Origin of the sequence: Chryseolinea soli, from assembly GCF_003589925.1 — a bacterium.
GTDB lineage: Bacteria > Bacteroidota > Bacteroidia > Cytophagales > Cyclobacteriaceae > Chryseolinea > Chryseolinea soli.
In genome coordinates this window covers 4,488,487-4,511,767 of sequence record NZ_CP032382.1, presented here as the reverse complement: position 1 = coordinate 4,511,767, position 23,281 = coordinate 4,488,487, and the positions used below count along the sequence as shown (strand labels likewise).

General features: G+C 50.2%; 25 protein-coding genes. 16 read left to right on the top strand and 9 right to left on the bottom strand.

From position 1 onward, the window contains the following. Nucleotides 1-2: 2 nt before the first annotated feature. Both D4L85_RS19310 and D4L85_RS19305 read right to left on the bottom strand, forming a co-directional pair. Nucleotides 3-1,286, bottom strand: a complete 1,284-nt coding sequence (locus D4L85_RS19310) for a sensor histidine kinase (protein WP_119755844.1) — start codon at nt 1,284-1,286, stop codon at nt 3-5. After that, complete coding sequence (locus D4L85_RS19305) at nt 1,283-1,957, bottom strand: response regulator transcription factor (RefSeq protein WP_119755843.1); 675 nt, start codon at nt 1,955-1,957, stop codon at nt 1,283-1,285. Before D4L85_RS19305 ends, D4L85_RS19310 begins: the two co-directional genes overlap by 4 nt. A 204-nt stretch (nt 1,958-2,161) precedes the next feature. On the opposite strand from D4L85_RS19305, the gene D4L85_RS19300 reads away from it, so the two are divergent. The 4 genes from D4L85_RS19300 to D4L85_RS19285 all read left to right on the top strand — a co-directional run bounded on the left by D4L85_RS19300 (nt 2,162) and on the right by D4L85_RS19285 (nt 7,162). Beyond that, nucleotides 2,162-4,369, top strand: a complete 2,208-nt coding sequence (locus D4L85_RS19300; RefSeq protein WP_119755842.1) for a TonB-dependent receptor — start codon at nt 2,162-2,164, stop codon at nt 4,367-4,369. A 253-nt stretch (nt 4,370-4,622) separates the two neighbouring features. Next, nucleotides 4,623-5,051, top strand: coding sequence for a hypothetical protein (locus D4L85_RS19295; protein ID WP_160143846.1), 429 nt, complete (start codon nt 4,623-4,625; stop codon nt 5,049-5,051). Nucleotides 5,052-5,144: 93 nt separating this feature from the next. After that, nucleotides 5,145-6,716: a S8 family peptidase gene (locus tag D4L85_RS19290; RefSeq protein WP_119755840.1), complete on the top strand. Its 1,572-nt coding sequence runs from the start codon at nt 5,145-5,147 to the stop codon at nt 6,714-6,716. A gap of 41 nt (nt 6,717-6,757) precedes the next feature. Beyond that, complete coding sequence (locus tag D4L85_RS19285) at nt 6,758-7,162, top strand: TerB family tellurite resistance protein (protein WP_160143845.1); 405 nt, start codon at nt 6,758-6,760, stop codon at nt 7,160-7,162. Between the two features lie 256 nt (nt 7,163-7,418). Here D4L85_RS19285 and D4L85_RS35150 read toward each other — a convergent pair whose 3' ends face one another. Then, on the bottom strand, nt 7,419-7,547 hold the full coding sequence (locus D4L85_RS35150) for a DUF6934 family protein (protein ID WP_418219832.1): 129 nt from the start codon (nt 7,545-7,547) through the stop codon (nt 7,419-7,421). Next, complete coding sequence (locus D4L85_RS35145) at nt 7,504-7,869, bottom strand: DUF6934 family protein (RefSeq protein WP_119755837.1); 366 nt, start codon at nt 7,867-7,869, stop codon at nt 7,504-7,506. Before D4L85_RS35145 ends, D4L85_RS35150 begins: the two co-directional genes overlap by 44 nt. Nucleotides 7,870-8,086: 217 nt before the next feature. Between D4L85_RS35145 and D4L85_RS19270 the strand changes: the two genes are divergently transcribed. Continuing rightward, a complete protein-coding gene (locus D4L85_RS19270) occupies nt 8,087-8,614 on the top strand; it encodes a GNAT family N-acetyltransferase (protein WP_119755836.1) in 528 nt (175 codons plus the stop codon). Nucleotides 8,615-8,673: 59 nt separating this feature from the next. Beyond that, nucleotides 8,674-8,853: a hypothetical protein gene (locus D4L85_RS19265; protein ID WP_119755835.1), complete on the top strand. Its 180-nt coding sequence runs from the start codon at nt 8,674-8,676 to the stop codon at nt 8,851-8,853. Between the two features lie 5 nt (nt 8,854-8,858). Here D4L85_RS19265 and D4L85_RS19260 read toward each other — a convergent pair whose 3' ends face one another. From D4L85_RS19260 to D4L85_RS19245, 4 genes are all read right to left on the bottom strand, one after another. Next, the gene (locus D4L85_RS19260; RefSeq protein ID WP_119755834.1) at nt 8,859-9,044 is read right to left on the bottom strand and encodes a hypothetical protein; all 186 of its coding nucleotides are present in this window, start codon (nt 9,042-9,044) and stop codon (nt 8,859-8,861) included. Nucleotides 9,045-9,317: 273 nt separating this feature from the next. Next, complete coding sequence (locus D4L85_RS19255; protein ID WP_119755833.1) at nt 9,318-11,291, bottom strand: GAF domain-containing protein; 1,974 nt, start codon at nt 11,289-11,291, stop codon at nt 9,318-9,320. A 112-nt stretch (nt 11,292-11,403) separates the two neighbouring features. Then, nucleotides 11,404-11,727, bottom strand: coding sequence for a hypothetical protein (locus tag D4L85_RS19250; RefSeq protein ID WP_119755832.1), 324 nt, complete (start codon nt 11,725-11,727; stop codon nt 11,404-11,406). Between the two features lie 202 nt (nt 11,728-11,929). Beyond that, on the bottom strand, nt 11,930-12,556 hold the full coding sequence (locus D4L85_RS19245; protein WP_160143844.1) for a MarR family winged helix-turn-helix transcriptional regulator: 627 nt from the start codon (nt 12,554-12,556) through the stop codon (nt 11,930-11,932). Nucleotides 12,557-12,717: 161 nt separating this feature from the next. Between D4L85_RS19245 and D4L85_RS19240 the strand changes: the two genes are divergently transcribed. From D4L85_RS19240 to D4L85_RS19215, 6 genes are all read left to right on the top strand, one after another. After that, complete coding sequence (locus tag D4L85_RS19240; RefSeq protein WP_119755830.1) at nt 12,718-13,206, top strand: DUF2214 family protein; 489 nt, start codon at nt 12,718-12,720, stop codon at nt 13,204-13,206. A 124-nt stretch (nt 13,207-13,330) separates the two neighbouring features. Then, nucleotides 13,331-15,343: a formylglycine-generating enzyme family protein gene (locus D4L85_RS34470; RefSeq protein WP_160143843.1), complete on the top strand. Its 2,013-nt coding sequence runs from the start codon at nt 13,331-13,333 to the stop codon at nt 15,341-15,343. Between the two features lie 6 nt (nt 15,344-15,349). Continuing rightward, complete coding sequence (locus D4L85_RS19230; protein ID WP_119755829.1) at nt 15,350-15,925, top strand: RNA polymerase sigma factor; 576 nt, start codon at nt 15,350-15,352, stop codon at nt 15,923-15,925. Further along, nucleotides 15,922-16,494: a hypothetical protein gene (locus tag D4L85_RS19225; RefSeq protein WP_119755828.1), complete on the top strand. Its 573-nt coding sequence runs from the start codon at nt 15,922-15,924 to the stop codon at nt 16,492-16,494. Before D4L85_RS19230 ends, D4L85_RS19225 begins: the two co-directional genes overlap by 4 nt. Nucleotides 16,495-16,698: 204 nt before the next feature. Continuing rightward, entirely contained in the window at nt 16,699-17,175 is a 477-nt protein-coding gene (locus D4L85_RS19220; protein ID WP_119755827.1) for a GlcG/HbpS family heme-binding protein, read from the top strand. A 499-nt stretch (nt 17,176-17,674) separates the two neighbouring features. Continuing rightward, the gene (locus D4L85_RS19215) at nt 17,675-19,432 is read left to right on the top strand and encodes a L,D-transpeptidase family protein (protein ID WP_160143842.1); all 1,758 of its coding nucleotides are present in this window, start codon (nt 17,675-17,677) and stop codon (nt 19,430-19,432) included. Nucleotides 19,433-19,478: 46 nt separating this feature from the next. Here D4L85_RS19215 and D4L85_RS19210 read toward each other — a convergent pair whose 3' ends face one another. Beyond that, complete coding sequence (locus D4L85_RS19210; protein WP_228450535.1) at nt 19,479-20,285, bottom strand: murein L,D-transpeptidase catalytic domain family protein; 807 nt, start codon at nt 20,283-20,285, stop codon at nt 19,479-19,481. Between the two features lie 315 nt (nt 20,286-20,600). On the opposite strand from D4L85_RS19210, the gene D4L85_RS19205 reads away from it, so the two are divergent. The 4 genes from D4L85_RS19205 (at nt 20,601) to D4L85_RS19190 (ending at nt 23,124) form a co-directional block, all read left to right on the top strand. Then, nucleotides 20,601-21,032: a nuclear transport factor 2 family protein gene (locus tag D4L85_RS19205; protein ID WP_119755825.1), complete on the top strand. Its 432-nt coding sequence runs from the start codon at nt 20,601-20,603 to the stop codon at nt 21,030-21,032. 81 nt (nt 21,033-21,113) lie between these two features. Beyond that, a complete protein-coding gene (locus D4L85_RS19200) occupies nt 21,114-21,920 on the top strand; it encodes a helix-turn-helix domain-containing protein (RefSeq protein ID WP_119755824.1) in 807 nt (268 codons plus the stop codon). 76 nt (nt 21,921-21,996) lie between these two features. Continuing rightward, on the top strand, nt 21,997-22,614 hold the full coding sequence (locus D4L85_RS19195; RefSeq protein ID WP_119755823.1) for a DinB family protein: 618 nt from the start codon (nt 21,997-21,999) through the stop codon (nt 22,612-22,614). 57 nt (nt 22,615-22,671) lie between these two features. Continuing rightward, nucleotides 22,672-23,124 (top strand): ester cyclase, encoded by a 453-nt coding sequence (locus D4L85_RS19190; protein ID WP_119755822.1) that lies wholly within the window; start codon nt 22,672-22,674, stop codon nt 23,122-23,124. The last annotated feature ends 157 nt before the right edge of the window (nt 23,125-23,281 follow it).

Genomic DNA, 23,281 nt, shown 5'->3' with positions numbered 1-23,281 from the left:
GGCTACACGACGCCATTAAAAGTCACCGAAAAAACATGACATCCATTTTCATACCGGTATGATAACCCGTATCCATACGTATCGCAAATGCGCTTCACAATCGCCAGCCCAAGCCCAGTACTGGAAGTCTTTGGACTTTCCTTGGTGAAGCGGTCGAACATTCTTTCAGCGTCCATCGTCAGCGGTTTGCCGTTATTGGTCACCGTGAGCGTCCGTTCATGGAGCTGCACCCGCACACTGCCTTCCGGCGTATGGCGGACGGCGTTGTGGAATAGGTTGGTCAATAAGATCTCGATCAGGGCCTTATTGGTTTTGATCCGCAACGGCTCGAGCGCGCGGGTGATGGAAACATTTTCGGCATCGGCTGTGAACGTGACATTGGAGAGCAGATCGTCGGCGAGTTTTGACACTTCCACTTCTTCTTTGCCCGTGAATTGTTCGTTGTCGATCTTGCTGAGCAGTAGCAGGTTTTTGTTGAGACGCGCCATTCGTTGGGCGGTGGCCTCCAGGTCGGTGATGAGCGCCGCTTCGGCTTCGGACATGCCCGGCTTCTGCATGAGCAGGTCCAGTTTGGCCTGGAAGATGGCTAGCGGGGTTTGCAATTCGTGCGAGGCGTTTTCGATAAACTCTTTTTGATGCAAGAATACTTTCCGATTGCGGTCGGCCAGGTGACTCACGGTCTGATTCAAATCGTTAAACTCGATGATGTTGGTTTTCACCACGGCAATCGTTCCGCTTTTGTCCACCTGGTAGGCTTTGAGCTGATTCAAGGTTTTGTAAAATGGTTCCCACAGTCTTTTAGAAAGCGAACGGTTCAACAGCAACAATCCGCCGGCCAGCAACACGATCAAAGCAAACTGAACCAGGCCAATCGCGTAGATGAGCTCGTCGTTATCCACCAACGACATGCGCAGCGTGAGCAAGTAAGGTTTTCCTTTTATGACCACCTGCGAAGACAGTTCGCGAAACGGCCGCCGCTCATGCGCGACACTGTCATATGACGAAACCGTTTCGTAGCGGCTGGTCCCTGTGTCGCGGCCGTCCGATGGTCCGATGTCGATGTCATAGGCCAACTGGTCAAATACTTCGAGATCGGTTTCGAGGTCGTCCAGGTAGTCGAAGGTTTTAATGTGCTTCAGAAATTCGGCCGTGTGCGCCGCCAGCAATTCATCCACTTCATCGTTCAGGATCTTATGAAGCGAAAGCAGCGACACCGGGATGCTGATGAGCACAATGACGAGCGAATACAGCAATGAGCTTCGTAAACTAACCTGTAATAGTCTCATGCGGAAAACTTGTAACCCAAGCCGTAAATAGTCTTTATATAATCTTCACTCCCGGCCTCGGCCAGTTTTCGTTTCAAGTTTTTCATGTGCGAATACAGGAAGTCGAACTTGTCCAGCATTTCCGCATGATCGCCCGACAAATGTTCGGCGATGGCATTCTTGGATACCACGCGGTTCTTGTTGGCCAACAGGAAGATCAACAGATCGTATTCCTTTCGCGTCAACTCCACCGCGCGGTCGTTCACCGTCACGGCTTTCCCCGGAAGGTCGACGGTGATCTCGTGAAATTTAAGTCTGTTGTTTCCTCCAAACTGTTTTCTGCGGATCACGGCCGAAACCCGCGCATTCAACTCCGACAAATGAAAAGGCTTGGTCAGATAATCGTCGGCCCCCAGGTTCAGACCTTCCACCCGGTCGTCGAGCGAGTCGCGGGCGGTGATGATGATAATGCCTTCGGGTTTATTTGCCTCCTTGAGCCGTTTCAAAAGATTTAGTCCGCTTCCATCCGGAAGATTGATGTCCAGCAGAATACAGTCGTAGTCGTAGAGCATGATCTTCTCATCGGCTTCCTCTTCCGAACCGGCCACTTCGCATATGTAGCTTTCCTGCCGCAGGAATTGGAGCATGCTGTTTTGAAGGGCCGTTTCGTCTTCGATGATGAGAATTTTCATAAGTCGGGGCCAGGAGCCTGTCATCGGGCTGAGTAAATTTAGAGAATCTTCGCAGATGGTGGCTATGCGGGTCGATTGTTTTATGCCGTTGGTCCTTTGGGATTTCCGGTTTTCAAAGATTCTTTTGGGAGTGGTTTGAAATACCGAAAGTCTACAGAATTGGCTTTTAGTTTTCCGGGCATAATTTATTAGGATTGTTTCATTATGAAATTAACATTCTCTTTCGTCCTGATTTTCTTTTCGGTTTATGCTTATGCTCAACATACGCTTACGGTGACGGTGCGGGATGGGGCCACGGGCGACGCCCTTCCGGGCGCCAGCGTGCAGGTGGAAGGTTCCGATCGTGGGGGTGCGGCCGATAAGGCGGGAAATGTTATCCTGAAGGACTTGGCGAATGGAAGTTTCGCGCTGAAGGCTTCGTTTGTGGGGTATCGCGATACCGTGGTGACGGTGAATGTGCCGGCGATGCAAAATTTAACGATCGGGCTTTCGGCGTTGGAAGAAGAATTGGAAGAGATCATCGTCTCCTCCACGCGCACCAACCAGCATATCGAGGATCTTCCGTTGAAAGTGGAGGTGTTGGGATTGGAGGAGATGGATGAGGAGAGCACGCTGGTGCCGGGCAACGTGGCCAGTATCCTGGGTGACCTGGCCGTGATCACGATTCAACGGACCAACCCCATCAACGGCAACGACGCCATCCGCATGCAGGGTTTGGATCCACAATATACGCTGGTGGCACGCGACGGACTTCCGTTATACGGCGGTTTTTCGGGAAGCCTGGGTGTATTGTCCATCCCACCCCTGGATCTTAAGCAGGTAGAGATCATCAAAGGCTCGGTGTCTACACTCTATGGTGGTGGCGCCATTGCCGGCATGATCAACATTCTTTCCAAGGAGCCCACGGCAAAACCACAACGCACCTTATTATTCAACTATTCAACATTAAAGGAAAAAAACCTGAATACCTTTTTCAGCGGCAAGATCAACGCCAAGACCGGGTACACCTTATTTGCGGGTGTCAACGCCAAGTCGGCTGTCGACGTGAACCACGATGGCTATAGCGAAGTGCCCGAACACCAAAACTATACCGTCCACCCGCGTTTCTTTTTCGACCTCAGCGACAAGACCAAGCTCAACATCGGCATCACGTCCACCATCGACAACCGGAAGACCGGCGACATGACCGCGGTGAAAGAAGGCACCAACGCACAACATCCGTACTTACGCACCGAAAAAACATTTCGCAACGGGCTGGATGCGCAATACAACCACACCTTTTCGGAGAAGCATGTGTTCTCTTTCAAAACCGCCATCAGTGCCTTCCAACGCGAGCTCGCCGTACCTGTCAGGTTTGTACCCGGGTTTCGTTTCAAAGGCACACAATACTCATCCTATTCCGAAGCCAGCGACCGCCGCCAACTGGGCAAACACACGCTGGTGACCGGTGTGAACCTCATCACCGAATCGTTCCGCAAGACCGCTTCCGACAGCATACCCTTTAGCAACTACGACTACGTGACCCTGGGCGTGTTCGTCCAGGACGACTGGCAAGTGACCGAAAAATTCACCATCGAAACCGGCCTGCGCCTCGATCACCACAATATCAACGGCTATTTCCCCCTTCCCCGCATTGCGCTGTTTTACAAGCCCTCCGAAAAACTATCCCTCCGCCTGGCTTCCGGCGCGGGCTACAAAGCGCCGAACGTATTGTCGTTGGTGGATCCCGCCCCCACCCTGATCAACAACGGCGCCAACGTGAAGTCCGAACACTCCGTGGGCATCAACGCCGACATCAACTATAACACCACCTGGTTCGATGAAGTGGAGGTGAGCCTAAATCAAGCGTTCTACTATGGACGGATCAACAATCCCTTGCGCGTGATCACCGACACATTGAACCGCACCAGCTTCATGGAAAATCAAAATTACACCGTCACCACGTTGGGCACCGACAGTTATGTGCAAGCCACGTACAAAAATTGGGAACTCTATTTAGGCTACAATCACACGGAAGCCCTGCAAGACTACAACACCGGCACCAACCCCATGCCCTTCAACCCAAAAGACAAATTCTCAACCACGCTGGCTTACGCCGTCGAAGGTAAATGGCGCACGGGTATCGAGGGCAGCTACATGGCCAACCAATACGTCTACACCAGCCAATATTATTACAATAGCCAGACTATCTATCCCAGCACGCGCGTTCCCAACTTCTGGTTCTGGGCCGCGATGATCGAACGCAAACTTCCCTTTGGCAGCATTATTTTGAACGTAGAAAATATGTTCGACGCCCGCCAGGCGAAATTCGAAAAGCTGGTGGAAGGATCGTCGACGCTGCCAACGTTCAAACCGGTGTGGGGGCCGTTGGATGGACGAGTATTTAATCTCTCCGTCAAGGTGAACTTATAATCCCCCCATCGCAGGAGCATAGTCTCCCGCCTCGGGGACTATGCGATCTATGCTACGGCGGCCAATCCCGTTCTGCTGAATTTCTCAACTTCAATCAAAAGGCTTTCCCGGCCCCAAATTTATCTTTACATTTAGGTACGCCGCTCCGGTCCGCGCCCGACAAATGACGACTCCCTATACAGAATTCAGAACCCCTTATTTGAAAGGATGGCTGTTGATTTGCGCTTTGATGTTACTTCTTATGACGTCTGCTATGTCGATCTGGATGATCCTACTTGTCCCAAACGGCTGGGTTACATTGATATTTCTGGTTCTTGTACTATCACCTGCTATTGTTCTATGGAACTTTCAGGCAACTAAGGTCAGATTTGGCCCCGACTATATTGAGACCGCGACGCTATTTCGAAAAAAAAGAATCTACATAAAGGATGTAAAAAAATTCGGTGTCTTTTTCGCGGGCCAGAACAGATGGGCACAGATCACCCCTCAAAAAACTCTCGAAGAAAATAGCGACAACGACTTGGCGAGCCACAAAATCTATATAACTAAAAGCGAGGTATTCGACATGCGATCCTTCAGACCTGCGGAGCACGTTAAATTCCCCTACCGCAAAAAACTCTATCTGAAGGTCAAGGAAATGATAGAAGATCACCGGGCGAATGCCAATCTCACGCCTCATTGATGCTCTTCATCAACAAATTCATAAGCCCATCAAGATTTGCAAGTCTGGACTGAAGTCTATATCATTGCCTCATATGTTTTTACCACTAGTTGTATGTTGTTTCCCCATCTAAAAAAATCCCTCCTGGCTTCCAGTCTTGTTTGTTGTCTCATTCCCGGTTTTTCGCAGGAACGATCGGTCGATAAACTTGACGCCAAATACTTGAATTGGCAAAATCATGACCCGGCAACGGACAGGGAGTTGGGCGCCAGCGTTAACAAAGCCTACCGCGAACTGCTCGCGAACAAGACGCCCAAAAAAGTAGTGGTGGTTGCCGTGATCGACGGCGGCGTCGACATTGACCACGAAGACCTGCAGGGAAAGATCTGGGTGAATGAAGACGAGATCCCCGGCAACAACATCGACGATGACAACAACGGTTACATTGACGACGTTCACGGCTGGAACTTCATTGGTAATAAAAACGGAGAGAATGTGCATTACGAGAACTACGAATTCACACGCATTTTCAAGACGGGAAGCGGCCCCTTCTATGAGCGCGCAAAAAAATTACAGGAAGAGGCCATAGTCAAACATACAAAAGAAAAAGAGAGTATTGCCAGGTTTGAAACACTCTACTTCGAGGCCAAGGCCACGATAAAAACCAAAACAGGCATTGAGGTCAATTCCCTAAAAGATCTGGACAGGGTAATGCCCGAATACGGCGAGCCTGTGATGAGAGCCAAACGCTTTCTATTGCCGCGCTATGAGCAGGGCTTTAGTGAAAAGGGTCTCGAGGATTACAAAAGATACAACAAAAGTGTGCTCGAAAAATATCTGAATCCAGACCTGAACGCGCGTGCGCTGGTGGGCGACGATCCCACCGATATAAACGACGTGGCTTATGGAAACCCCGACGTGAAAGGTCCGCGCGCTGATCACGGTACATCTGTCGCGGGCATCATCGCTGCCGTTCGCAACAACAACCTGGGTATCGATGGCATTGCCACAGAGGTCAGGATCATGTGCCTCCGTTCAACGCCCGAAGGAGACGAACGCGACAAGGATGTTGCGTTGGCCATACGGTATGCCGTAAACAACGGTGCCGACATCATAAACATGAGTTTTGGAAAGCCCCTCTCTCCTCAAAAGAAATTTGTTGACGACGCCGTGAAACTGGCCGAGGAAAAAGATGTCCTGCTCATACACGGTGCGGGAAATGATGGCAACAACATCGACAACGTGGAAAGCTATCCCAGCGATCGCTATCTGAACGGCGTCGAGGCCACCACCTGGATAAACATCGGTGCCTCATCGTCCGCCGACGGGGAAGCCACCGCGGCCGATTTTAGCAACTACGGAAAAAAACACGTCGACCTGTTTGCCCCGGGCGTACACATCATCTCAACCGACACCAGTAGCCACTACAGCATGAACGACGGCACCAGCCTCTCGGCACCGGTAGTAGCAGGCGTTGCAGCGCTTGTCTTGTCCTATTATCCTGACCTGACGAGCAAGCAATTGATCCAGGTTTTACTGGAGTCATCTTATAAAATCAATCACAAAGTCTTGCAGCCTAACAAATCCGGAGCGAAACCGAAAAAAGTGAAGTTCAACACACTTTCAAAAAGTGGAGGCATCGTCAACGCCTATGAAGCCCTTCAACAGGCGGAAGGCCTGAAGTGATGGATTTATAGGAGATCACCAACCAGAATAGACAATCGATAGTGGACAATCACCAGCAAAAAATCTCCCACCTCAAAGCACTTTACCATCTTGCCGCGGCCGACGGTGTTTTGTCAAAGGTTGAAGGGATCTATATAAAGAATGTGGCCGAGCGGCTTGGCGTAAGTCCCGGGGAGCTGATGAATTTTGATCCTAAAATGGAACCAACGCTGGAACTACCGGACAGGGAGTATAAAATTTACGCGCTGTTTCACCGGCTTGCCATCATCATCATGATCGACGATGCGATTGACGAGCGTGAGAAACATTACTGTTTTACATTGGGTATAAAAATGGGACTTCACCCAAACGCTGTGGGCGAGATTATAGATCACGTTATTGCCAGGGGATCGATGAATGTAACGCCTTCGGAGGTAATGAATATTTTTAGAAAGTACTTGAATTGAGAAACCCATCACATGCCGAGGCCAGGAGAGCGCTCAAACATTCTCGTTGAAGCTAACTGGCTTTGCCATCACGGCCCTTTGGCAACCCATGAACAGCAATTATCTTTTTTGCAGTTTCCATCCTCTTCTTGGCGTTAGGATCATTGTTCCGATCCCAAACCCATTGGGGGACATTTATTTTAGGAACATCTCCTTCCGGAGCATCCCCTCTTCTCTTTTTCACTTTAGTGCCACTCATATTAATCGTTATCTAAAGTTAATCATTTCTCCTCAGCAAAAAGCCCTCATAATTTTGATTTTTAAGAAAAGCCTGCCAACCCATTTTGGTCAATCCATAGATCTCATACCGCAATCGAATCTTTTCCAACCGACTCGCAATGGCCATTTTGGTACATTCTATTTCTGGATGACGAGTTTCCCCGAATAAGAATGTAGGCTTTGAAATAATGTCCGCTAAAGATATTTATCGATTCAGCAACCGTCTCGATGATCTTGTTCTTGTCACCATTATCCGAAATCACGTCATCTCTAATTTGTTTTGTCGCGTTGACTGTATCCGCCAACGACAAGTTAAATACCTGATGAGGTTCGGCCTCTATTGGATCGAAGGTTATTACCTTAAGAATCGGTCCTCTATGCCCGAGGCTCAGAAATGAGTAGGACAGATAGTCATCACTTGCCCTGAGTGGATAGTGCTCTGAATTCATAAAAACGGCAAAACCTAAAACACAACGTCATGACTGGCCTGCAATAGGATGATACTGCGCTAGACAAGATTAGTGCAAGCCGCTGCAAAAAATCTTCAGTGGCAAAAAACTTTTAACTCGAAATAAAGTGATCCCTTCAAGACCAAGTCCCTTTAGCAGATTTAAATCCTTCCATTAACTTCGTGCTAAATAGCGCTTTGTTAACCAGAACCAGCGAATGATGAACACGCCCCACACCGTAAGAAACGCAACCCCCAACGAATTCGAAGCTATTGGAAAACTAATGGTCAACGTCTACTCCCAATTGGAGGGATTTCCAAAGGAGTCGGAGCAACCTCAATATTATCAGATGCTGGCTTCGGTGGGAACATTGACGGCCAAGCCTGAAACCGAACTCCTCGTGGCGGTCTCCGAGAGCGGCCATATCGCCGGGGCCGTGGTTTATTTCGGCGACATGAAATACTATGGCTCGGGTGGCACAGCCACCCGAGAACTTCACAGCTCCGGATTCCGATTGCTTGCCGTCGATCCCTCCATACGCAACCAAGGCATTGGCAAGCTTCTCGTGAACGCCGGCATCCGGAAAACCCGCGACAAAAATCTACACCAACTGATCATCCACACCACCCGGGCGATGCTCACCGCCTGGAAGATGTATGAGACCATGGGCTTCAAGCGATCCGAAGACCTGGATTTTAAACAGGGCGAACTCCCTGTTTTTGGATTCAGGCTGAAGATGGATTAAGGTAAGTCCGTTGGGTACCTTTTTTGCAGGGCATTAAATGACCATCATTTACAAAAGTCATGAAAACAAAAAAGCGTCAAACGGACAAATCAAAGGAGAAAGTGAGCAGCGACGAGGGTCACGGTCAGGCCGGTAAGTTTGGGTCGGACGGTGATTGGGGAAAGCACAAACGCATATCGCCAGACCGGTCCAGCCCCAATGTTTCGGAAAAGGATACACGGCGGGGACGCGAGGGTTAGCGCCTCTAAATTTCATCCGTATCCCTCCTGCTTTTCAGCAGGCCGATACCGGAAACAAAAAAGATAAACCCGAGAATAGCCAACGCCCAGGGACTTAGCGCCACCACGTTTGGGCCAAACACACCCAGAATGCCAAGAGTGAGACCTGCAATACCCAGTACCACAAGAATCAGGGCCAATATTTTTATCATTTCATTTTTTCGTTATAGACAGCATGAGCGCACGTCCGTATCAACGTTCGTCATACGACCGTTGTCTACTCGCGGGTCCCAATTTCTATACCTAAAATAAAATGATGTCCTGCCGACGCATGGTCTCACCAATGACAACAAACCAACGAAATCTCCCCCATGCTGCGGTTCCGTCAAAAAGCGATTCAGATCATTGCTGAAGAAATGCCCAAAACATTACCAGTTCCGGGGAACATTCTCCACAATACCGATAATGCGTTGACCAGCCTAATCCTATACGACGGCGTTGTATGACCGGCCGCCCTCCACGCGCATCGTTCCATATTTTGATGCATCCGTTTCATGGGCGATCACAACACCTGAGGTGACGACACCCTCACCATTGCGAATGGCAGCATAATGGTCGATCATCGTGTTGCCGGTGTCATCACTTCCTGCCAAAAGATGCCGTTGGTGAAATACCTCGCCCTGCAGCGCCCGGTCATAGTACTGTCTCATGATCATCCCATTTTTCAATGGCAAAGTTGAAAGGTCGGCGCCCACTTCCACATTCAGGCCCAGGGCCGCGTAAGATCTTTTCATACCCTTGTTGATTTGGAGCACTTTATAGTGCCTGTCAAAGACCATGACCGGCGCCTGGATGGCATCCAGCGTTTCCATGAATACCTTCTCTTTTTGTTGAACCTCCTTCAGCATGCGCCCCATCCCCTCTTGCGTGGCCTGCAGTTCCTCCACATTCTGACGCATCTCTTCCTCTTGCGCTTTCATCTCTTCGGCTTGTTGCTGCGACTCCCGGAGCAATTCCTGTGTACGCACATTTACCCGGGTAGTCTTGACAATGACGGCCAACTCTTCGCTGATCTTCGTTATAAACTCCACCTGGTGTTGATCGAAGTCTTTAAAGCTGGCAATCTCCAAAACGCCATACACTTCATCGTTTGTCACAAGGGGCGAAATGACCAGCACGCGAGGCAATGCCTCACCGAGGCCGGAGGTAATCTTGATGTAGTCATTTGGAATTTCTTTCAGCAGCATCAGGTTTTTCTCCAGTAAGACCTGGCCCGCCAATCCCTCGCCGGCATTGACCGTCGATTTCATGTGTTTCTTCCGGCCATAGGCATAGGCGGCCACCAGATCGAGTGCGCCTTGCTGCTCGTCGCTGATATATAAGACCCCCTGATTGGCGGAAAGATATTTCACGATGAAGCTCAGCACGCTGTCGTATAACATGCTGGAGTCCTGTTGCCTTCTCAGCAGCTCGCCCAATTCGGCCATTCCCTGCGACGCCCACGTGCGCTGCGCCTCTGCCGCATAAGCCACTTGCAAGTTGTTACGCATGCTCACCAACGACGCGGCGATGGGCCCCTGACCTTCGAACATCTGAGCCTGCACGGCAAAATTGTTTTGGGCCACATTCTTCACAAAGTCCATGAGGTAATGGATGTGCGTATTAAAAAGCTTAAGGGACCTGAGCATCCGGGAAAATTCATCCTTCCCGGCGTAGTCCTTTATTTCCGGAAGCTCGCCCGAAGAAAGGCGTTGCAATATTTGCTCGGTCTCTTGTATGGGAGCAATGATGGATTTACTGATGGCTAAAATGATGAGCAGGGTGATCATGAGGAGCGACCCGGAAAGCAAAATCGTGAACCATAGGTTACTTCTCCGGTTTTGGTCCATGGCCAGGATCACATTTTCTTTATGGTTTTGAAGCGCATCGATGAGCTTGATGGCTTGGTCTCTCAGCACCAGAAAGTGACGGTTGAGATCGACCACCAACAGATTTCGGATGCGATTGAATTCAACGGAGTCGTCCAACTGAACAACTTGGATCGCGGGCAAATTATCGAGGGTGAAAGCGATGTACGACTGCAGGGCGGCATCGAAATCACGATAGATGATCAACGTCTCGGGGTCCAGGCGCTCTTTTTGGATTCCGGCAGCGGATTCTTTGATCTGATCGATCCGTTCCTGCAAGAGCACGGAGGCGCCTTTCACATACTCCTGCTGCGTAATGGGATCGGCAATAAATACCTGCATAATGTCGCCGCGCATAGAGTTATAGTTGTTCCGGATTTGCCAAATACGGAATTCCAGATCGGTCAGGTAGTTGATCTCCTTTACATCCCGGTCATACGAGTGCGAAGTATTCCAAAGCAGTAAGACACAGGCCAGCGAAAAAATGACGATCAAAATGGAAATTACTCTCAACCGGCTATTTACAGTGAGGCTATTGATGAGTTTATACATAGGCTTAAAAAGTAGTATTGGAAAAAGAGCTAGAAAAATTTGTTGGCGTGTCGCCAAAAGAACACACGATCGCCCCGGAGATTCTCCGTGGTTTGATCGTGTTGACAAAAGCTCAGATCAATAGCTTATGCTGAAAGATAAAGACGGGACAATGACACCCATCGATACGTTCGATGGTTACTGGAAAGCAGGTGGGCGTATAGGGTGCGATCGATGCGATGATCACCGGGAGGATGTTGATGGCGGGCTTGACCGTCTCTTCGACATCCACCTCCTCGATCATGTCGGGTACTTGATTGGCAACGGTGGTGTGACCCATCGCATGGAAGGCTTTTTGTTGGGAAGGGCTGTCGACGATCCCTGTCTCCTGCATGCAGCAGCCATACGCCAGTACGGTCGCCAATGCCACGAGAAGATAGGTTAGAAATCTCGACATGATGGAATCAAAAAAAGCTAATCTAAATATACGCCGCGGCGGTGAACATGTTGGCTTTGTTAAAGAAAAAAATGTCACCCGATAGGGCATACGTGATCTATGCACGCTCAAATTGAGACCTCTATTATTATCTCAATTGCTTTTTCTTATATCCAATCAACAAAACAAACGATTGCGCTCCATCGTAAACATGCCCAAACTTTCACGGCATGTTTTCCGCATAGATTTCCTCAAACGTTTTATTCTTTTGCTTTTGAACGATGGCGCTGAATCGCGCGTCGATAGGACGCAGCAATTGCAGACACAACTGCTTGTCGTCGTCGGTTAGATCCTGGACCAGCATGGCCACCGCTTTGAGCAGAAGTTGTTTAGCGCGCTTCAGCGTTTTTTCACCCTTCGCGGTCAACCGGAGCCGCTTCACGCGTTTGTCTTCTTTGTCGGCATACTCGCTGATCAGCCCGCGCTTCATGAGCCGGATGAGCATGTTCGTGCCGCTGGAGAGCTCCAAAATATTGCCAAAGATCACCTCCGACTTTATCGGCTCCTTCTGATTAAAGATCGTGACCAGCATCCCAAATTCTTCGATCTGGTCCAGCGCCGTGCCCTGAAAGGCTTTGCTGGTATACACGCCGTGGAACTTCGCGATCCGGCCGATCAGCCTGACCAATGCGCCGTTCAGGTCTGGTTGCATTTGTCCTTCCGGCACCACCGTTTTCTCCTGCCGAAGCGTGGCAGATGCCTGGTGCCGGCAGAAGTCTTCTATGGTCGCCTCCGGATGGCGCTGTTCATACTCCCCCCAAAGCCGGACGAGCTCCACTGTCTTGTTCATGTAATTCCTTCCTTTTGGAAATAAATCTATAAAAAACTGTGGAAATGCGTTGTTTTTTACTACCAAAAGGTTTTGTTTCACGTATAAATACAACCAAAAGGTAGTTTTGCCAGCATAAAAAAACACGAGGAAACAACGTATAACAACAAAGCCATCGCATCATGAGAACACAGATCTTTCTGCGCATCCTTCTTACCCTGCACATCACCGGCATCGTGATCATGGCAGGCACTTCGTTTATTGATTACTTCACGTTTAAACTTTTTTGGAGGTTTGCCGACCACGGCGATAACCGGTCATTGGGCTTGCTTCCGCTTATGTCGCGCTACGGTGAATTTGTCAGAATAGGGGGTGTCATCATTATTGCCACGGGACTGGCGATGCTCCTCCTGGTGAAAGGCGTCTGGTGGGAACAGTCCTGGTTCAAGATCAAGATGGCCCTGGTGGTGATGGTGGTTTTAAATGGTGTGCTCTTTGGAAACAAGCTCGGAACAAAATTCAGAGAGGTGATAACAAACAACAGTACTGATTTTATTCAACAAACCGCACCCTTGCGTACACAGCTCAATCGCTTTTACATTCTTCAGTTGACCTTGTTTTTTGTCATTGTACTGGTAAGCGTCCTGAAATTTAGCCGGAGTGAGGAGTAATGCCGACACCCCATTTCCCATCAGTTGCCTAGCCAAAGGACTAACTACTCAGGACTAAAGAAATTCTTTGAACCACGCACTGGTTCGCGTGTACAGCATTGTTGAAACCTAACGTTTATCTTCTATGCTGAAATTGAATTTCGTGCTCGCGTTGATGCTATTCTCGTCCGTGCTTCAGGCCGCCTCGCCCCAACCCATCGCCGCGAAGACCAAAGTGATCAAACCCGTTGCCTGGTATGAAGAGCAGGCCCGCGCGTGGGAGCAGGAAATGGTCAATCAAAAAAACAGTCCTGCGTCGTGGATGAACTACTACATGGCCAGTCGCTATGCCCAACGGCCGGAAGAAAGGCTCTCGCACATTGCCGAAGACATGCGTGCCGCCGTGCCGGGATCGTTCGAATTGCTCTGTGTGCAGGCCTGGCAGGAAACCGATCGCACAAAGGCCCGCCAGCTGCTTGACAAAGCCTATGCCTTGCAGCCCGACAACGCCGCCACCTATGCCTCGCTATTCCTGGAGAATGAATTCTTTGGCCAGGAAGAAAACCGAAAAGCGTTTAGTGAGAAACTTTTTAGCAGCGGCCAGCTTTCACAATCGCTTTTACACTATAGTTATAACGTGTTGATGTCGGTGGAGAAAGATGCCGTTCTTTTCACGGAGGCCGATCACATCACGCTGCCCATCGTGGTTCTCCAGGATGTGCTCAAGGTGCGGCCCGACGTAAAGGTACTGAGCCTCGACTTGTTGCTGGAACCGGTCTACCGGAACCGAAAGTTCGGCGCATTGGCCCTGCAATGGGACGACACGGCCGTCGAGGCGTTGACCCCGGTCGAACAAAAGAAACGTCTTTGCGGCACATTGCCCAGCCAAAACCAAGCCGTGAAATTCTATTACACCCTCACCCTGGGGCAGGAAAATATCGCCGCGATCAAAAACCAACTCTATGTTGTCGGGCTGGCCTCGCAGCTCAGCACCGAACGGCTCGACAACCTCGCCATCATCAAAGAGAATTTGGAAAATCGCTTCCTGATGGACTACCTCACCGTGAATTTTGACGGCGAGGGCGAGTCGGCCGCCGGCAAAGTTTTGCAGACCAACTACCTCGTGCCCATGCTGCTGTTGCACGAGCACTATCAAAAAACAGGCGACCTGAAACATGCCCAGTATTGGGAAGGACTCGTAGTGAAACTGGCGGCCGAAAGCGGAAAGGAAGCCCTGGTCAACAACTTTCTCGCCGGCAAAACCTACGAGACCACACCCTTCGTTCCCTTCCCGCTGAACCTGAAAAAAATCGAGGACGATTTCAAACTTGTAAAGGATAACGTCTATGCCTGTGACGCCGAAGTGACCAATGCCGAATACAACAATTTTTTAGGCTATCTTCAGGATAACAAACGCACGGAGACCTATGAAAAGGCCCGGTTCGATCTTTCGCAATACGGGGAACCGGCGCTGTCGTTCATGAAAAGTTATATCGTGCGATCGACGCCGTCAAAGAAGAAAAAATATTTTACAAACCACCCGGCGATCAACATTTCTTACCAGGGGGCACAGGCATATTGCGATTGGCTTACGGAACAATACAACAATGCCCCGGGCCGCAAATATCAAAAAGTGAAGTTCCGGTTGCCGTCTGTGAACGAATGGCAGGTGGCCGCTGCCAGCCTGCGCAACGCCAAGTCGTGGGTGTTGGATGAAAATATGGTCGAGGTGAAAATATTTGAACCGGGACACGACATCTCCAAGAAATATGAAACCAAGGTGGTGTCTATGGCTGATAAAGATATTCTGTATCCGTGGTTCCGGTACTACAACATGCGCAACAGCCCGTTGAATTCCCGTGGATGCTCCCTGGGCAATTTCAGATATCCCGACCACCTCAAGCCCTGCCCGGGAACAAAGGCAACGACCGCCGATGGCTTCTGGCTGATGGGACCCGTGAAGTCGTATTTCCCCAACGACATCGGCCTATACGACGTCGTGGGCAACGTGGCCGAGATGACCAACGAAGAGGGCAAAGCCTGTGGCGGCAGCTGGAATCATCCGCCCGAAGAATCGACCATCAAAAGCATCAATGCCTACCAAGGCCCCGGCGACGATATTGGCTTCCGGGTGTTCATGGAAGTGTTGACAAAATAACCGCGCATGTTTTTTGACCGCATCGGTAAAAAAACCGACGAAGAATTAATGCAACAGGTGCAACGCGGCGACGATCGCGCCTTGACGGCCCTGTATGAGCGCTACGGCACACGACTGCTGCGCTACTTCTATCGTATGCTGTGGAAAGACCGCGAACGCGCCCAAGACTTTCTCCACGATCTGTTCGTGAAGGTGATCGAAAACGCCACGCGCTTTCAACCCGAAAGAAAATTTTCAACCTGGCTGTATTCCATCGCCCACAACATGTGTAAGAACGAATATCGCAAACATGCCTTCCGCAAAGCCCACGGCCCCGCGCCTCCCGACGAAAGTGTGGAGAACCTGGGCTATGCCGCTCTACAAGATCAGCAGTTCAAGAATGCCCTCGACAGCGCCCTCGAAAAACTGGAAGAAGCCGACAAGCACCTGTTCACCCTCCGCTATGAAGCAGAGTTGAATCTCGAAGAAATAGCCGCCATCCTGGAATGCCCGGAAGGAACCGTGAAGTCGAGATTATTCTATTTGAAGAAAAAACTGGCCGGCTACCTGGGCGCCTATCACCCTGAAAACGCAATGACATGACACCATCGGAAAAAGAACAAAAACTCGAGCGACTGTTGGACGAAAAAAGCTTCGACCAACTCACTCACGAAGAAAAAGAAGTGGTGCTCCAAGAATTTGGATCGGAAGAGCAATACAGACTCGCGAGAAAAATCGGTCAGGCTTTGGTAAAACTCAAGACCGGTCTTTCTCCCGATCCATGGATCCTGGCCTCCTTACAAGACCAGGTAAAGATCCGGCAACGGCCTTCCCGATGGACCAGTTTTTTCCAGGCGCAGGTACCCGCCTATGTCATGGCCGGCGTTTGCCTGTTTATCATGGTGGCCACGTGGTGGCTAAAACCCGTTCCTACGCCCCCTCCCGTCGCCGTGCGCATGGTACGTGACACCGTGTACCTGGCCACGGTTCCCGATACGGTGTATCGTCGTAAAATTATTTACCGGTACAGGTATCGTTACATCACCGTGGCAGCACCCTCCACCACGCTCCCCGGCACAAGGGTTGTCGAGCCCGTGGCGGGGTCGGAGGGTGTGACCATGAAGGATAAGGAAGAGCTGGAAAAACTATTGGTATCTGGATCGGATAAATAAAAAAGCCCATTGATCTCCAGTTCGTTTGCCCGTGACAAACGAACCCTGCCTCATATACTGCCCCAAGGATCATTCAGAAAAAGAAAATACAGGGTAGAACCGCCCAACCGGTTCCCTTTCCGCCCGCAAACCGGATGATTAACCTATGCCCCGGAGGTATTATCTTTCGTAACGAATCGCTATCCAACCCAAACCAACTGCTTTATGAAAACCATCTTGATCCTCGCCCTCTTTGCCATCACGATTTCGGTGAATGCACAAACCCAAACCAAGCTTGTTGCCTATGGGCCTTCCATTACCTTGGAGGCTGCCAAGAAAATCGTGGCCGCGGCCGAGGCTTTCGCCGTGAGCAAACAATACACGGTGGTCGTAGCGATCGTTGATACGGGAGGCAACCTGGTGATGCTCACCAAGATGGACAACACACAGCTAGGGTCTATCGAGGTGGCCATGGGAAAAGCAAAAACAGCCAACAATTTCAAGCGCCCCACCAAAGCGTTTGAAGATGTCGTGGCCGGCGGCGGCGCTGGCTTGAAAGTGCTCGGCTTGAATGTGGTTCCGGTCGAAGGCGGCGAACCGATCTACTCCGCTGACGGAAAGATCATTGGTGCCATCGGTGTTTCGGGGATGACGTCGGCGCAGGATGGCGAAGTGGTGAAGGCGGCATTGGGAAACAAATAACCATCGAATTTTATCTCGCGATTCAGTCTCGAATCGCCGCCATTTTCGCGGGTGATGTTTCGTTTTGCGTCAGCTTTAATGCTTCTGTATGGCACGCTGTACTCAGGTCAACCTTACCTGTGAAAAATTCAAGAAAAAATGGACACAACGCGGGCGCTGGTTAAAGACTTTCATGTCTCAAAATTCGCCGTTCATCTCTACCGGCAGTGAAGCGGCCGATTTGCGTTGGAAATAAGTTCCCTTTATTGGACATTTCTTAAAACCCAGAGCAAGCGTATCAATGTTTGATGCTTGTTTGAACCGATTTTTCCACTTTTAAAGTTTGGCCTCAACCTTGTGTTATCTCTTTCGTTAGAGAGAGCACTATGCGCTCGATAATGCCTTTAAATTCCACAATTCCCTCTCGTTGTGGGTTATAGATTCTACACTTTGGTCGGAATCCGGAGTTGTTTTAACTGGAATTGTTTTTGCACTAATGCGCTTGGAGGGCTTAATCTACATGTACTCATCGATCAGGAGCTTTAAAAAGCTCAACGCACACCGTTTATTGACGTTGACATTGCTGTCTGCCATTTTTTACTCCTGCAGCCAGCATGTCGCCCAGGTTTCCGTCCCTGTTCCTGCGAAAGCGGATACGACGGCAGTGGCAACGCTGGCCCCCGGGAAACCTGTTTTGTTGGATTCAGTCGTTTTCGGAAAATCGCTCAACAAAGAACAAGCCAAGGCACAACAATTTTACAGGCAACATTCCTTCCAAAGCCAGTGGCTGTTAGACAATCAACCCTCGCCACTTTACGCAACTGTAGTAGCTGCACTGAGCGATGCCGGCAAGTTTGGATTGAACCCCGCCGACTACGATCTGGAAGGCATACAGGAGAGCGTAAAATTGCTCTATGGCGATAAGGCCGTCAAACCACAGACGTTGATTGCCCTGGACCGGCACATCACCGAAATGCTTTTCAACTATACGACCCACCTCAGCGTGGGCAAGATCACAGAAGCGAGCGGCGGTCGCAGCATTTGGAAACCCAGTCCGCGTTTAGATCGCAACCTGGATCTTGAATTGATCGGCAAAGCACAAACCCCTGATGGACTCCTGGCGGCCATCCAACAACTTCAGCCGACGCAGGAGCAATATGGCAAACTGCAGCGGGCGCTGGCCTATTACCGGGCATTGGAAAAGAACACCCCCTCCTCTCCCCTGGAGATCACAAAGGGTGTGAAGATCAAACCGGATGACCACCATAACCTGATTACAGCTGTCCGCAAGAAATTATCGCTCACCGACATGAAGGTATATCCCGTCGCCTTCGACAGTGCCTCGTGTGCCTTCGATTCGACACGTTATGATGCAGGCCTGGTCGAAGCGGTGAAAGCGTTTCAAAGCAAGCATGGCTTGGAAGCCGATGGCATCCTTGGCGAGCGGACGTTACGATTCTTAAATCAATCGTTCAAAGAGAAAGCAGACCTCATTGCCCTGAACATGGAGCGCCTGCGCTGGTCGCGCGAAAAGTATGGCGACAACTATATCCAGGTAAATGTTCCGGCCTATACCCTCACGGTGTATGAAAACCACAAACCGGCCATGGACATGCGAGTGATCGTGGGCGCCGTAGACAAACCGACACCGATCTTCAACGACGCCATGGGCCACATTGTGTTCAGCCCCACGTGGACGGTTCCCACCAGCATCATCCGCGAAGAGATCATTCCGCGGTTGAAGAGCGATTCTTCTTATTATGTGAATAAGAACTACGCCTTTTATAAGGACGAAATTGCTATCGATCCCACCACCGAAACCTGGGACGATTCGGCCAACCCTTACAAATATCGCATCGTGCAACAACCCGGACCCGATAACTCCCTGGGACGGGTCAAATTCCTGCTGACCAACACCATGAGTGTCTACCTGCACGACACGCCGAATCACCGGTTGTTCACCAAAGACTATCGCGCTCTGAGCCACGGTTGTGTTCGCCTGGACGAGCCCGCGCGCTTCGCTGCCTATTTGATGCGCGACCAAACCGGCTGGGACCTGGAGCGGATCAAGAAAGCCATGAACGATTCGATTCCCGCTACCGTCCGTTTAAAAAAGAGATATGATGTCTACATCGACTACATCACGGTCTGGGTAGACGAAAATGATTCTGTAAACTTCCGGGAAGACATCTATGGTCATGACAGACGCCAACTGCAGTTGCTGTTCCCGAAAGAAAAAGAGAAAGCTAAAATGGGCGGTGATGTCGCCGGACTCTAAAGAATTATTACCTACAAAACATGATAGCTCCCAAAGGCAATCCAGGTTACTCGGCGCTGGCAGGGGCCGAAGCGCTGAGACTTGAGATCAATGGAGCGGGATTGAGATACGCCGAGCTTTGCAGATAGGCCGTATCGTTGTAGTAGGCGAAGATGAGTGTGTTATTCTTTATCGTTTGAATGATCTCCTTAGAAAGTCCCTTCGGCAACGCCGGGCATCCCTGACTTCTTCCTAGCCGGCCGTATTTCTTGATCCAGATTTCGCTCACATACTCCGCTTCGTGGATCACCACCGCGCGTTCGCGGGCGTTGTCGTTATAGCCTTTTTCGAGACCGTCGAGTTTCAGACTAAAGCCTTTGCCGCCGACGTAAGTTTCGGCCGTGGCAAAAAAGCCCATGCTGCTTTGGTTGGAGTGCACTATGTTTGAAAAGCTCGTGGCTTTGTTTTCACCTGAATTTTTTCCATGACTCACATACGTGTGATACACCACCCGCAGCGCAGATAAGTCGAGCGTATAAAATCTTTTCTCTGTGCTGGGTTTTGTGAAGTCGATGATAGTGATCATTTTTTTATCGCTGAGCCGGCCTTGTTGTTGCAACGTGCCATAGCCGATCATGCCATAGCGAAACGCATCGAAGGCCAGGCCATAGTGCGACAAATCCATCGCGTTATAAAGATGCATCAACGAGTCCTCAAATTGCAGACGCGCTGCTTCCGGTTCTTCGTTCGCAAAAAGGATATGGATCGTGCTGTCTGGAGGGATGGCTTGGGATTCGGAAACGGATTTTCCGGGTTGGCGGGGTGTTAGAAAGGGGGTGTGAAGCGCCAAAAGGCAGGCAAAGAGGAAGTACATGCTAAAACAGAGGGTTAATTTTTAGAACCAAAAATAGCCCGTCGAGGGACCCCGAAAAGTGCATGTATGGCCTAAAAAGCACGCAACCGATTTTTGTGTCGATTTCGCCGGTGGATCAACTTATTTGAAGGGCGAATGGGGCAACCTCCTTCGCTAAAGCTTCGACAGGCGCGGCCGGGAAGAAGCAACATCGCTTCCTGCCTTTTGGTCATTGCATTGAAAAGGCTGCTTTGAACCGGCGTTTTCTTGATTTTTGTCAAGTCGTTGTTAGGGCAAAGCTTTCATCTTTGCGGGATAAATAATAGCGTATAACCCATGACAACAGAGCATCCCAATCTTAAAATTATCAACACATTTTTTACGGCTTATGGAAACCACGACGTTGCCTTGATGCGTTCCGTGGTGGCGGAAGATGTTCGCTGGACGATTCCCGGTCACCATCCGTTGAGCGGCACCAAGGTTGGAATAGAGGAAGTAGTGGCCTTCTTTTCTCAACTGGCCAAGTCCGATTTCAAAGCCGATCCCATTGTGCTGGGCGTCAACGACAATTATGTTATCGATTGCCACCGCGGGTGGAGCAACCGGGCAGATGGCAACAACCTGGACATGCTCTGGTGCCTGCTCTGGAAAATCGAAGATGGAAAGATCAAGGAAGTGGTCAACTTTGCTGCCGACCAACACGAGGCCGATCGCTTTTTCCACAAGGCCTATAAACTCAAGCCTGTCCAGGATAGAATAGCCGGCTGATTCCGGGAAAATCTCTTCGGGGGCATTTTCCAGCATACACCTCACTGGCCTTTTTCTTATCTTTCATAAGCCTGTGCCTGTATGCGCTACCAAAAATTCCATCCTGCCAAAGCCCTCCTCCCCTTTGTGGAGTGCTATTTCATCTGGGAAGGTGAGGCCGCCGACGGCATGCAGGTGCAAAGCCCTCCCAACAGCTATTCTTCCATCGTGTTCAACTATGCGGACCTGTACAAGGCATCGCAGCACAAAAATGAACCGGTGGTGGTGCCCCGCGCATTTGTGTCGGGGCAGTTCACATCCAACTACACGTTGTTGCTCCACGGCAAGATCGGGATAGCGGGCATTGTGTTGCGGCCTTCAGCGCTCTATAATTTCTTTGGCGTTCGCATGTCACAACTGGTCAATGCCCGCGTGTCGCTCTCTTTCCTGCCGGGTTTGCCGGAAGAGATCCTTTGGACGGCCGTGAAGAACCAGCCATCCGACGAAGGTCGTATTAAGGTGTTGGAAGAATTGATGCTTTCCTATGCCACCGCTGCAAAAAGCAATCTCACCATCATCGACGAAGCGATCGACTACATCGACGCCTGCAAAGGATGTGTTTCGGTTGAGGCTGTGGCCGCTCAACTGAAGATCAGCCGGCGCTATCTGGAAAAGAAATTCCTGGAAAAGGTGGGCGTGTCACCAAAATTCTATAGCCGCATAAAACGATTCGGCAACTTGTCGAACAAGATCGCCCATCATGAAAAGATCGACTGGCAGGAAATTGTGGAAGAGTATGGCTTTCACGACCAGTCCCACCTCGTGAAAGAGTTTATGGAGTTCAACCGCATGAACCCCACCCGTTATCATTTGGTCCACCAGGAGCTGACCCGTTTTGTAAAACAATAACCCGCGCCGTTCGCATTTTTACAAGGGTGGGGAACTCCCGCATGCGAGCTTTACACCATCATCAAAACAACCCCTCATGAAAAAGACAGTTACCCTCCTGTTTCTCCTCTTCCTTGGGTTCGCTGGCCGTAGCCAGGAAACCAAACTGTGGACGGAAGCCGACCGCAAGTACCTCCTGGACAACCTGATCCGCTCGCGCGACGAATTGATCCGCGAAACGAAAGACCTCACCAAAGAACAATGGAGCTTTAAGGAATCGCCCGATCGCTGGTCGATCAACCAGGTGGTCGAGCACATTGCCACCTGGGAATTGCTGATGACCCACGACGTGAGCCGCATGCTTTCCAACGGCCCGCAATTGGAGATGGCTGTCAAGGCGAATGCGGACAGCACCTACTTCGCTTTTATTATGGAAGAGAAACAGCATATCACCACCGAGTATACCAAACCGTTCACCTATACCGTACCCATGGGATTGAACGACCTGAAAAACAATATGGCATGGCTGTTGAAAATGAGAAACGAGTCCATTAGTTACGTCACCAGTGCCACCGAGGACTTACGGGTTTATTTTATGCGCGGCGGTGGCAGCAATATTCATCAACGCTACATCACCATCTTCGGGCATATGGACAGGCACTTGCGGCAGATCAGGAAAGTGAAGCAGCATCCTAACTATCCGAAGAAAAAGTAAACGTATCTCTTTCATTACTAAATATAAATCAACGTCATCACCCAAAACCCTTTCACCATGAATCCCACAATTCACCAACAGGAGCGCGTGGACGTGCTCGCCAAAAAAGGAACTTGTATTGAATTCTTTTCCGCCTACCAGGATATGGATGTGGACCGTATGCTCGGTCTGTGTGCGCCCAATGGAACCGTTTCGTTTGTCCCGCTCGGAGCCGACTATGCCGGCAAGCTCCATGAAATCGGCAAGGCCGTCTGGTCAGCCTTGATGGATGCCTTCCCCGACCTGGATAACACCGTAAAAAGTCAGCAATACGACGAGGCTGCCGATGCGGTAACGTGCCAGGTAGTGATCTTTGGCAAACAGGAGAAAGAATTTGCCGGGCTCGCTCCGAAGGGCAATGGTTTCGACAGTGAGCATATTTTCATTTTCCGATTTAACCCCGATGGCAAGATCACGGATCTGAAGATCGATTGGGATCATGAAAACTTTGTGCGGCAGCTGACGAAGTGAAATCGTTTTTGCTTCATCGGTTTGGCTTTGTCTTAAGAACTAAAAAGCCTGAAGAAAACTTCAGGCTTTTTTCATTATGACCAAATCAATCCTTGTAACGCTTCAATGCCAAAAAAGGAACACCCTCCTGTAACAAACTACCCCGGCATGCGTCTCG

Coding starts and splice junctions, on each gene's coding strand:
- D4L85_RS19240 (WP_119755830.1), top strand. CDS start 12,718: ATGAGAACACAGATCTTTCTGCGCATCCTTCTTACCCTGCACATCACC.
- D4L85_RS19260 (WP_119755834.1), bottom strand. CDS start 9,044: ATGATAAAAATATTGGCCCTGATTCTTGTGGTACTGGGTATTGCAGGT.
- D4L85_RS19215 (WP_160143842.1), top strand. CDS start 17,675: ATGTACTCATCGATCAGGAGCTTTAAAAAGCTCAACGCACACCGTTTA.
- D4L85_RS19305 (WP_119755843.1), bottom strand. CDS start 1,957: ATGAAAATTCTCATCATCGAAGACGAAACGGCCCTTCAAAACAGCATG.
- D4L85_RS19200 (WP_119755824.1), top strand. CDS start 21,114: ATGCGCTACCAAAAATTCCATCCTGCCAAAGCCCTCCTCCCCTTTGTG.
- D4L85_RS19250 (WP_119755832.1), bottom strand. CDS start 11,727: ATGTCGAGATTTCTAACCTATCTTCTCGTGGCATTGGCGACCGTACTG.
- D4L85_RS19210 (WP_228450535.1), bottom strand. CDS start 20,285: ATGTACTTCCTCTTTGCCTGCCTTTTGGCGCTTCACACCCCCTTTCTA.
- D4L85_RS19300 (WP_119755842.1), top strand. CDS start 2,162: ATGAAATTAACATTCTCTTTCGTCCTGATTTTCTTTTCGGTTTATGCT.
- D4L85_RS19195 (WP_119755823.1), top strand. CDS start 21,997: ATGAAAAAGACAGTTACCCTCCTGTTTCTCCTCTTCCTTGGGTTCGCT.
- D4L85_RS19205 (WP_119755825.1), top strand. CDS start 20,601: ATGACAACAGAGCATCCCAATCTTAAAATTATCAACACATTTTTTACG.
- D4L85_RS35145 (WP_119755837.1), bottom strand. CDS start 7,869: ATGAATTCAGAGCACTATCCACTCAGGGCAAGTGATGACTATCTGTCC.
- D4L85_RS19255 (WP_119755833.1), bottom strand. CDS start 11,291: ATGTATAAACTCATCAATAGCCTCACTGTAAATAGCCGGTTGAGAGTA.
- D4L85_RS19310 (WP_119755844.1), bottom strand. CDS start 1,286: ATGAGACTATTACAGGTTAGTTTACGAAGCTCATTGCTGTATTCGCTC.
- D4L85_RS19230 (WP_119755829.1), top strand. CDS start 15,350: ATGTTTTTTGACCGCATCGGTAAAAAAACCGACGAAGAATTAATGCAA.
- D4L85_RS35150 (WP_418219832.1), bottom strand. CDS start 7,547: ATGGCCATTGCGAGTCGGTTGGAAAAGATTCGATTGCGGTATGAGATC.
- D4L85_RS19225 (WP_119755828.1), top strand. CDS start 15,922: ATGACACCATCGGAAAAAGAACAAAAACTCGAGCGACTGTTGGACGAA.
- D4L85_RS19190 (WP_119755822.1), top strand. CDS start 22,672: ATGAATCCCACAATTCACCAACAGGAGCGCGTGGACGTGCTCGCCAAA.
- D4L85_RS19220 (WP_119755827.1), top strand. CDS start 16,699: ATGAAAACCATCTTGATCCTCGCCCTCTTTGCCATCACGATTTCGGTG.
- D4L85_RS19290 (WP_119755840.1), top strand. CDS start 5,145: ATGTTGTTTCCCCATCTAAAAAAATCCCTCCTGGCTTCCAGTCTTGTT.
- D4L85_RS19265 (WP_119755835.1), top strand. CDS start 8,674: ATGAAAACAAAAAAGCGTCAAACGGACAAATCAAAGGAGAAAGTGAGC.
- D4L85_RS34470 (WP_160143843.1), top strand. CDS start 13,331: ATGCTGAAATTGAATTTCGTGCTCGCGTTGATGCTATTCTCGTCCGTG.
- D4L85_RS19270 (WP_119755836.1), top strand. CDS start 8,087: ATGATGAACACGCCCCACACCGTAAGAAACGCAACCCCCAACGAATTC.
- D4L85_RS19245 (WP_160143844.1), bottom strand. CDS start 12,556: ATGAACAAGACAGTGGAGCTCGTCCGGCTTTGGGGGGAGTATGAACAG.
- D4L85_RS19295 (WP_160143846.1), top strand. CDS start 4,623: ATGTCGATCTGGATGATCCTACTTGTCCCAAACGGCTGGGTTACATTG.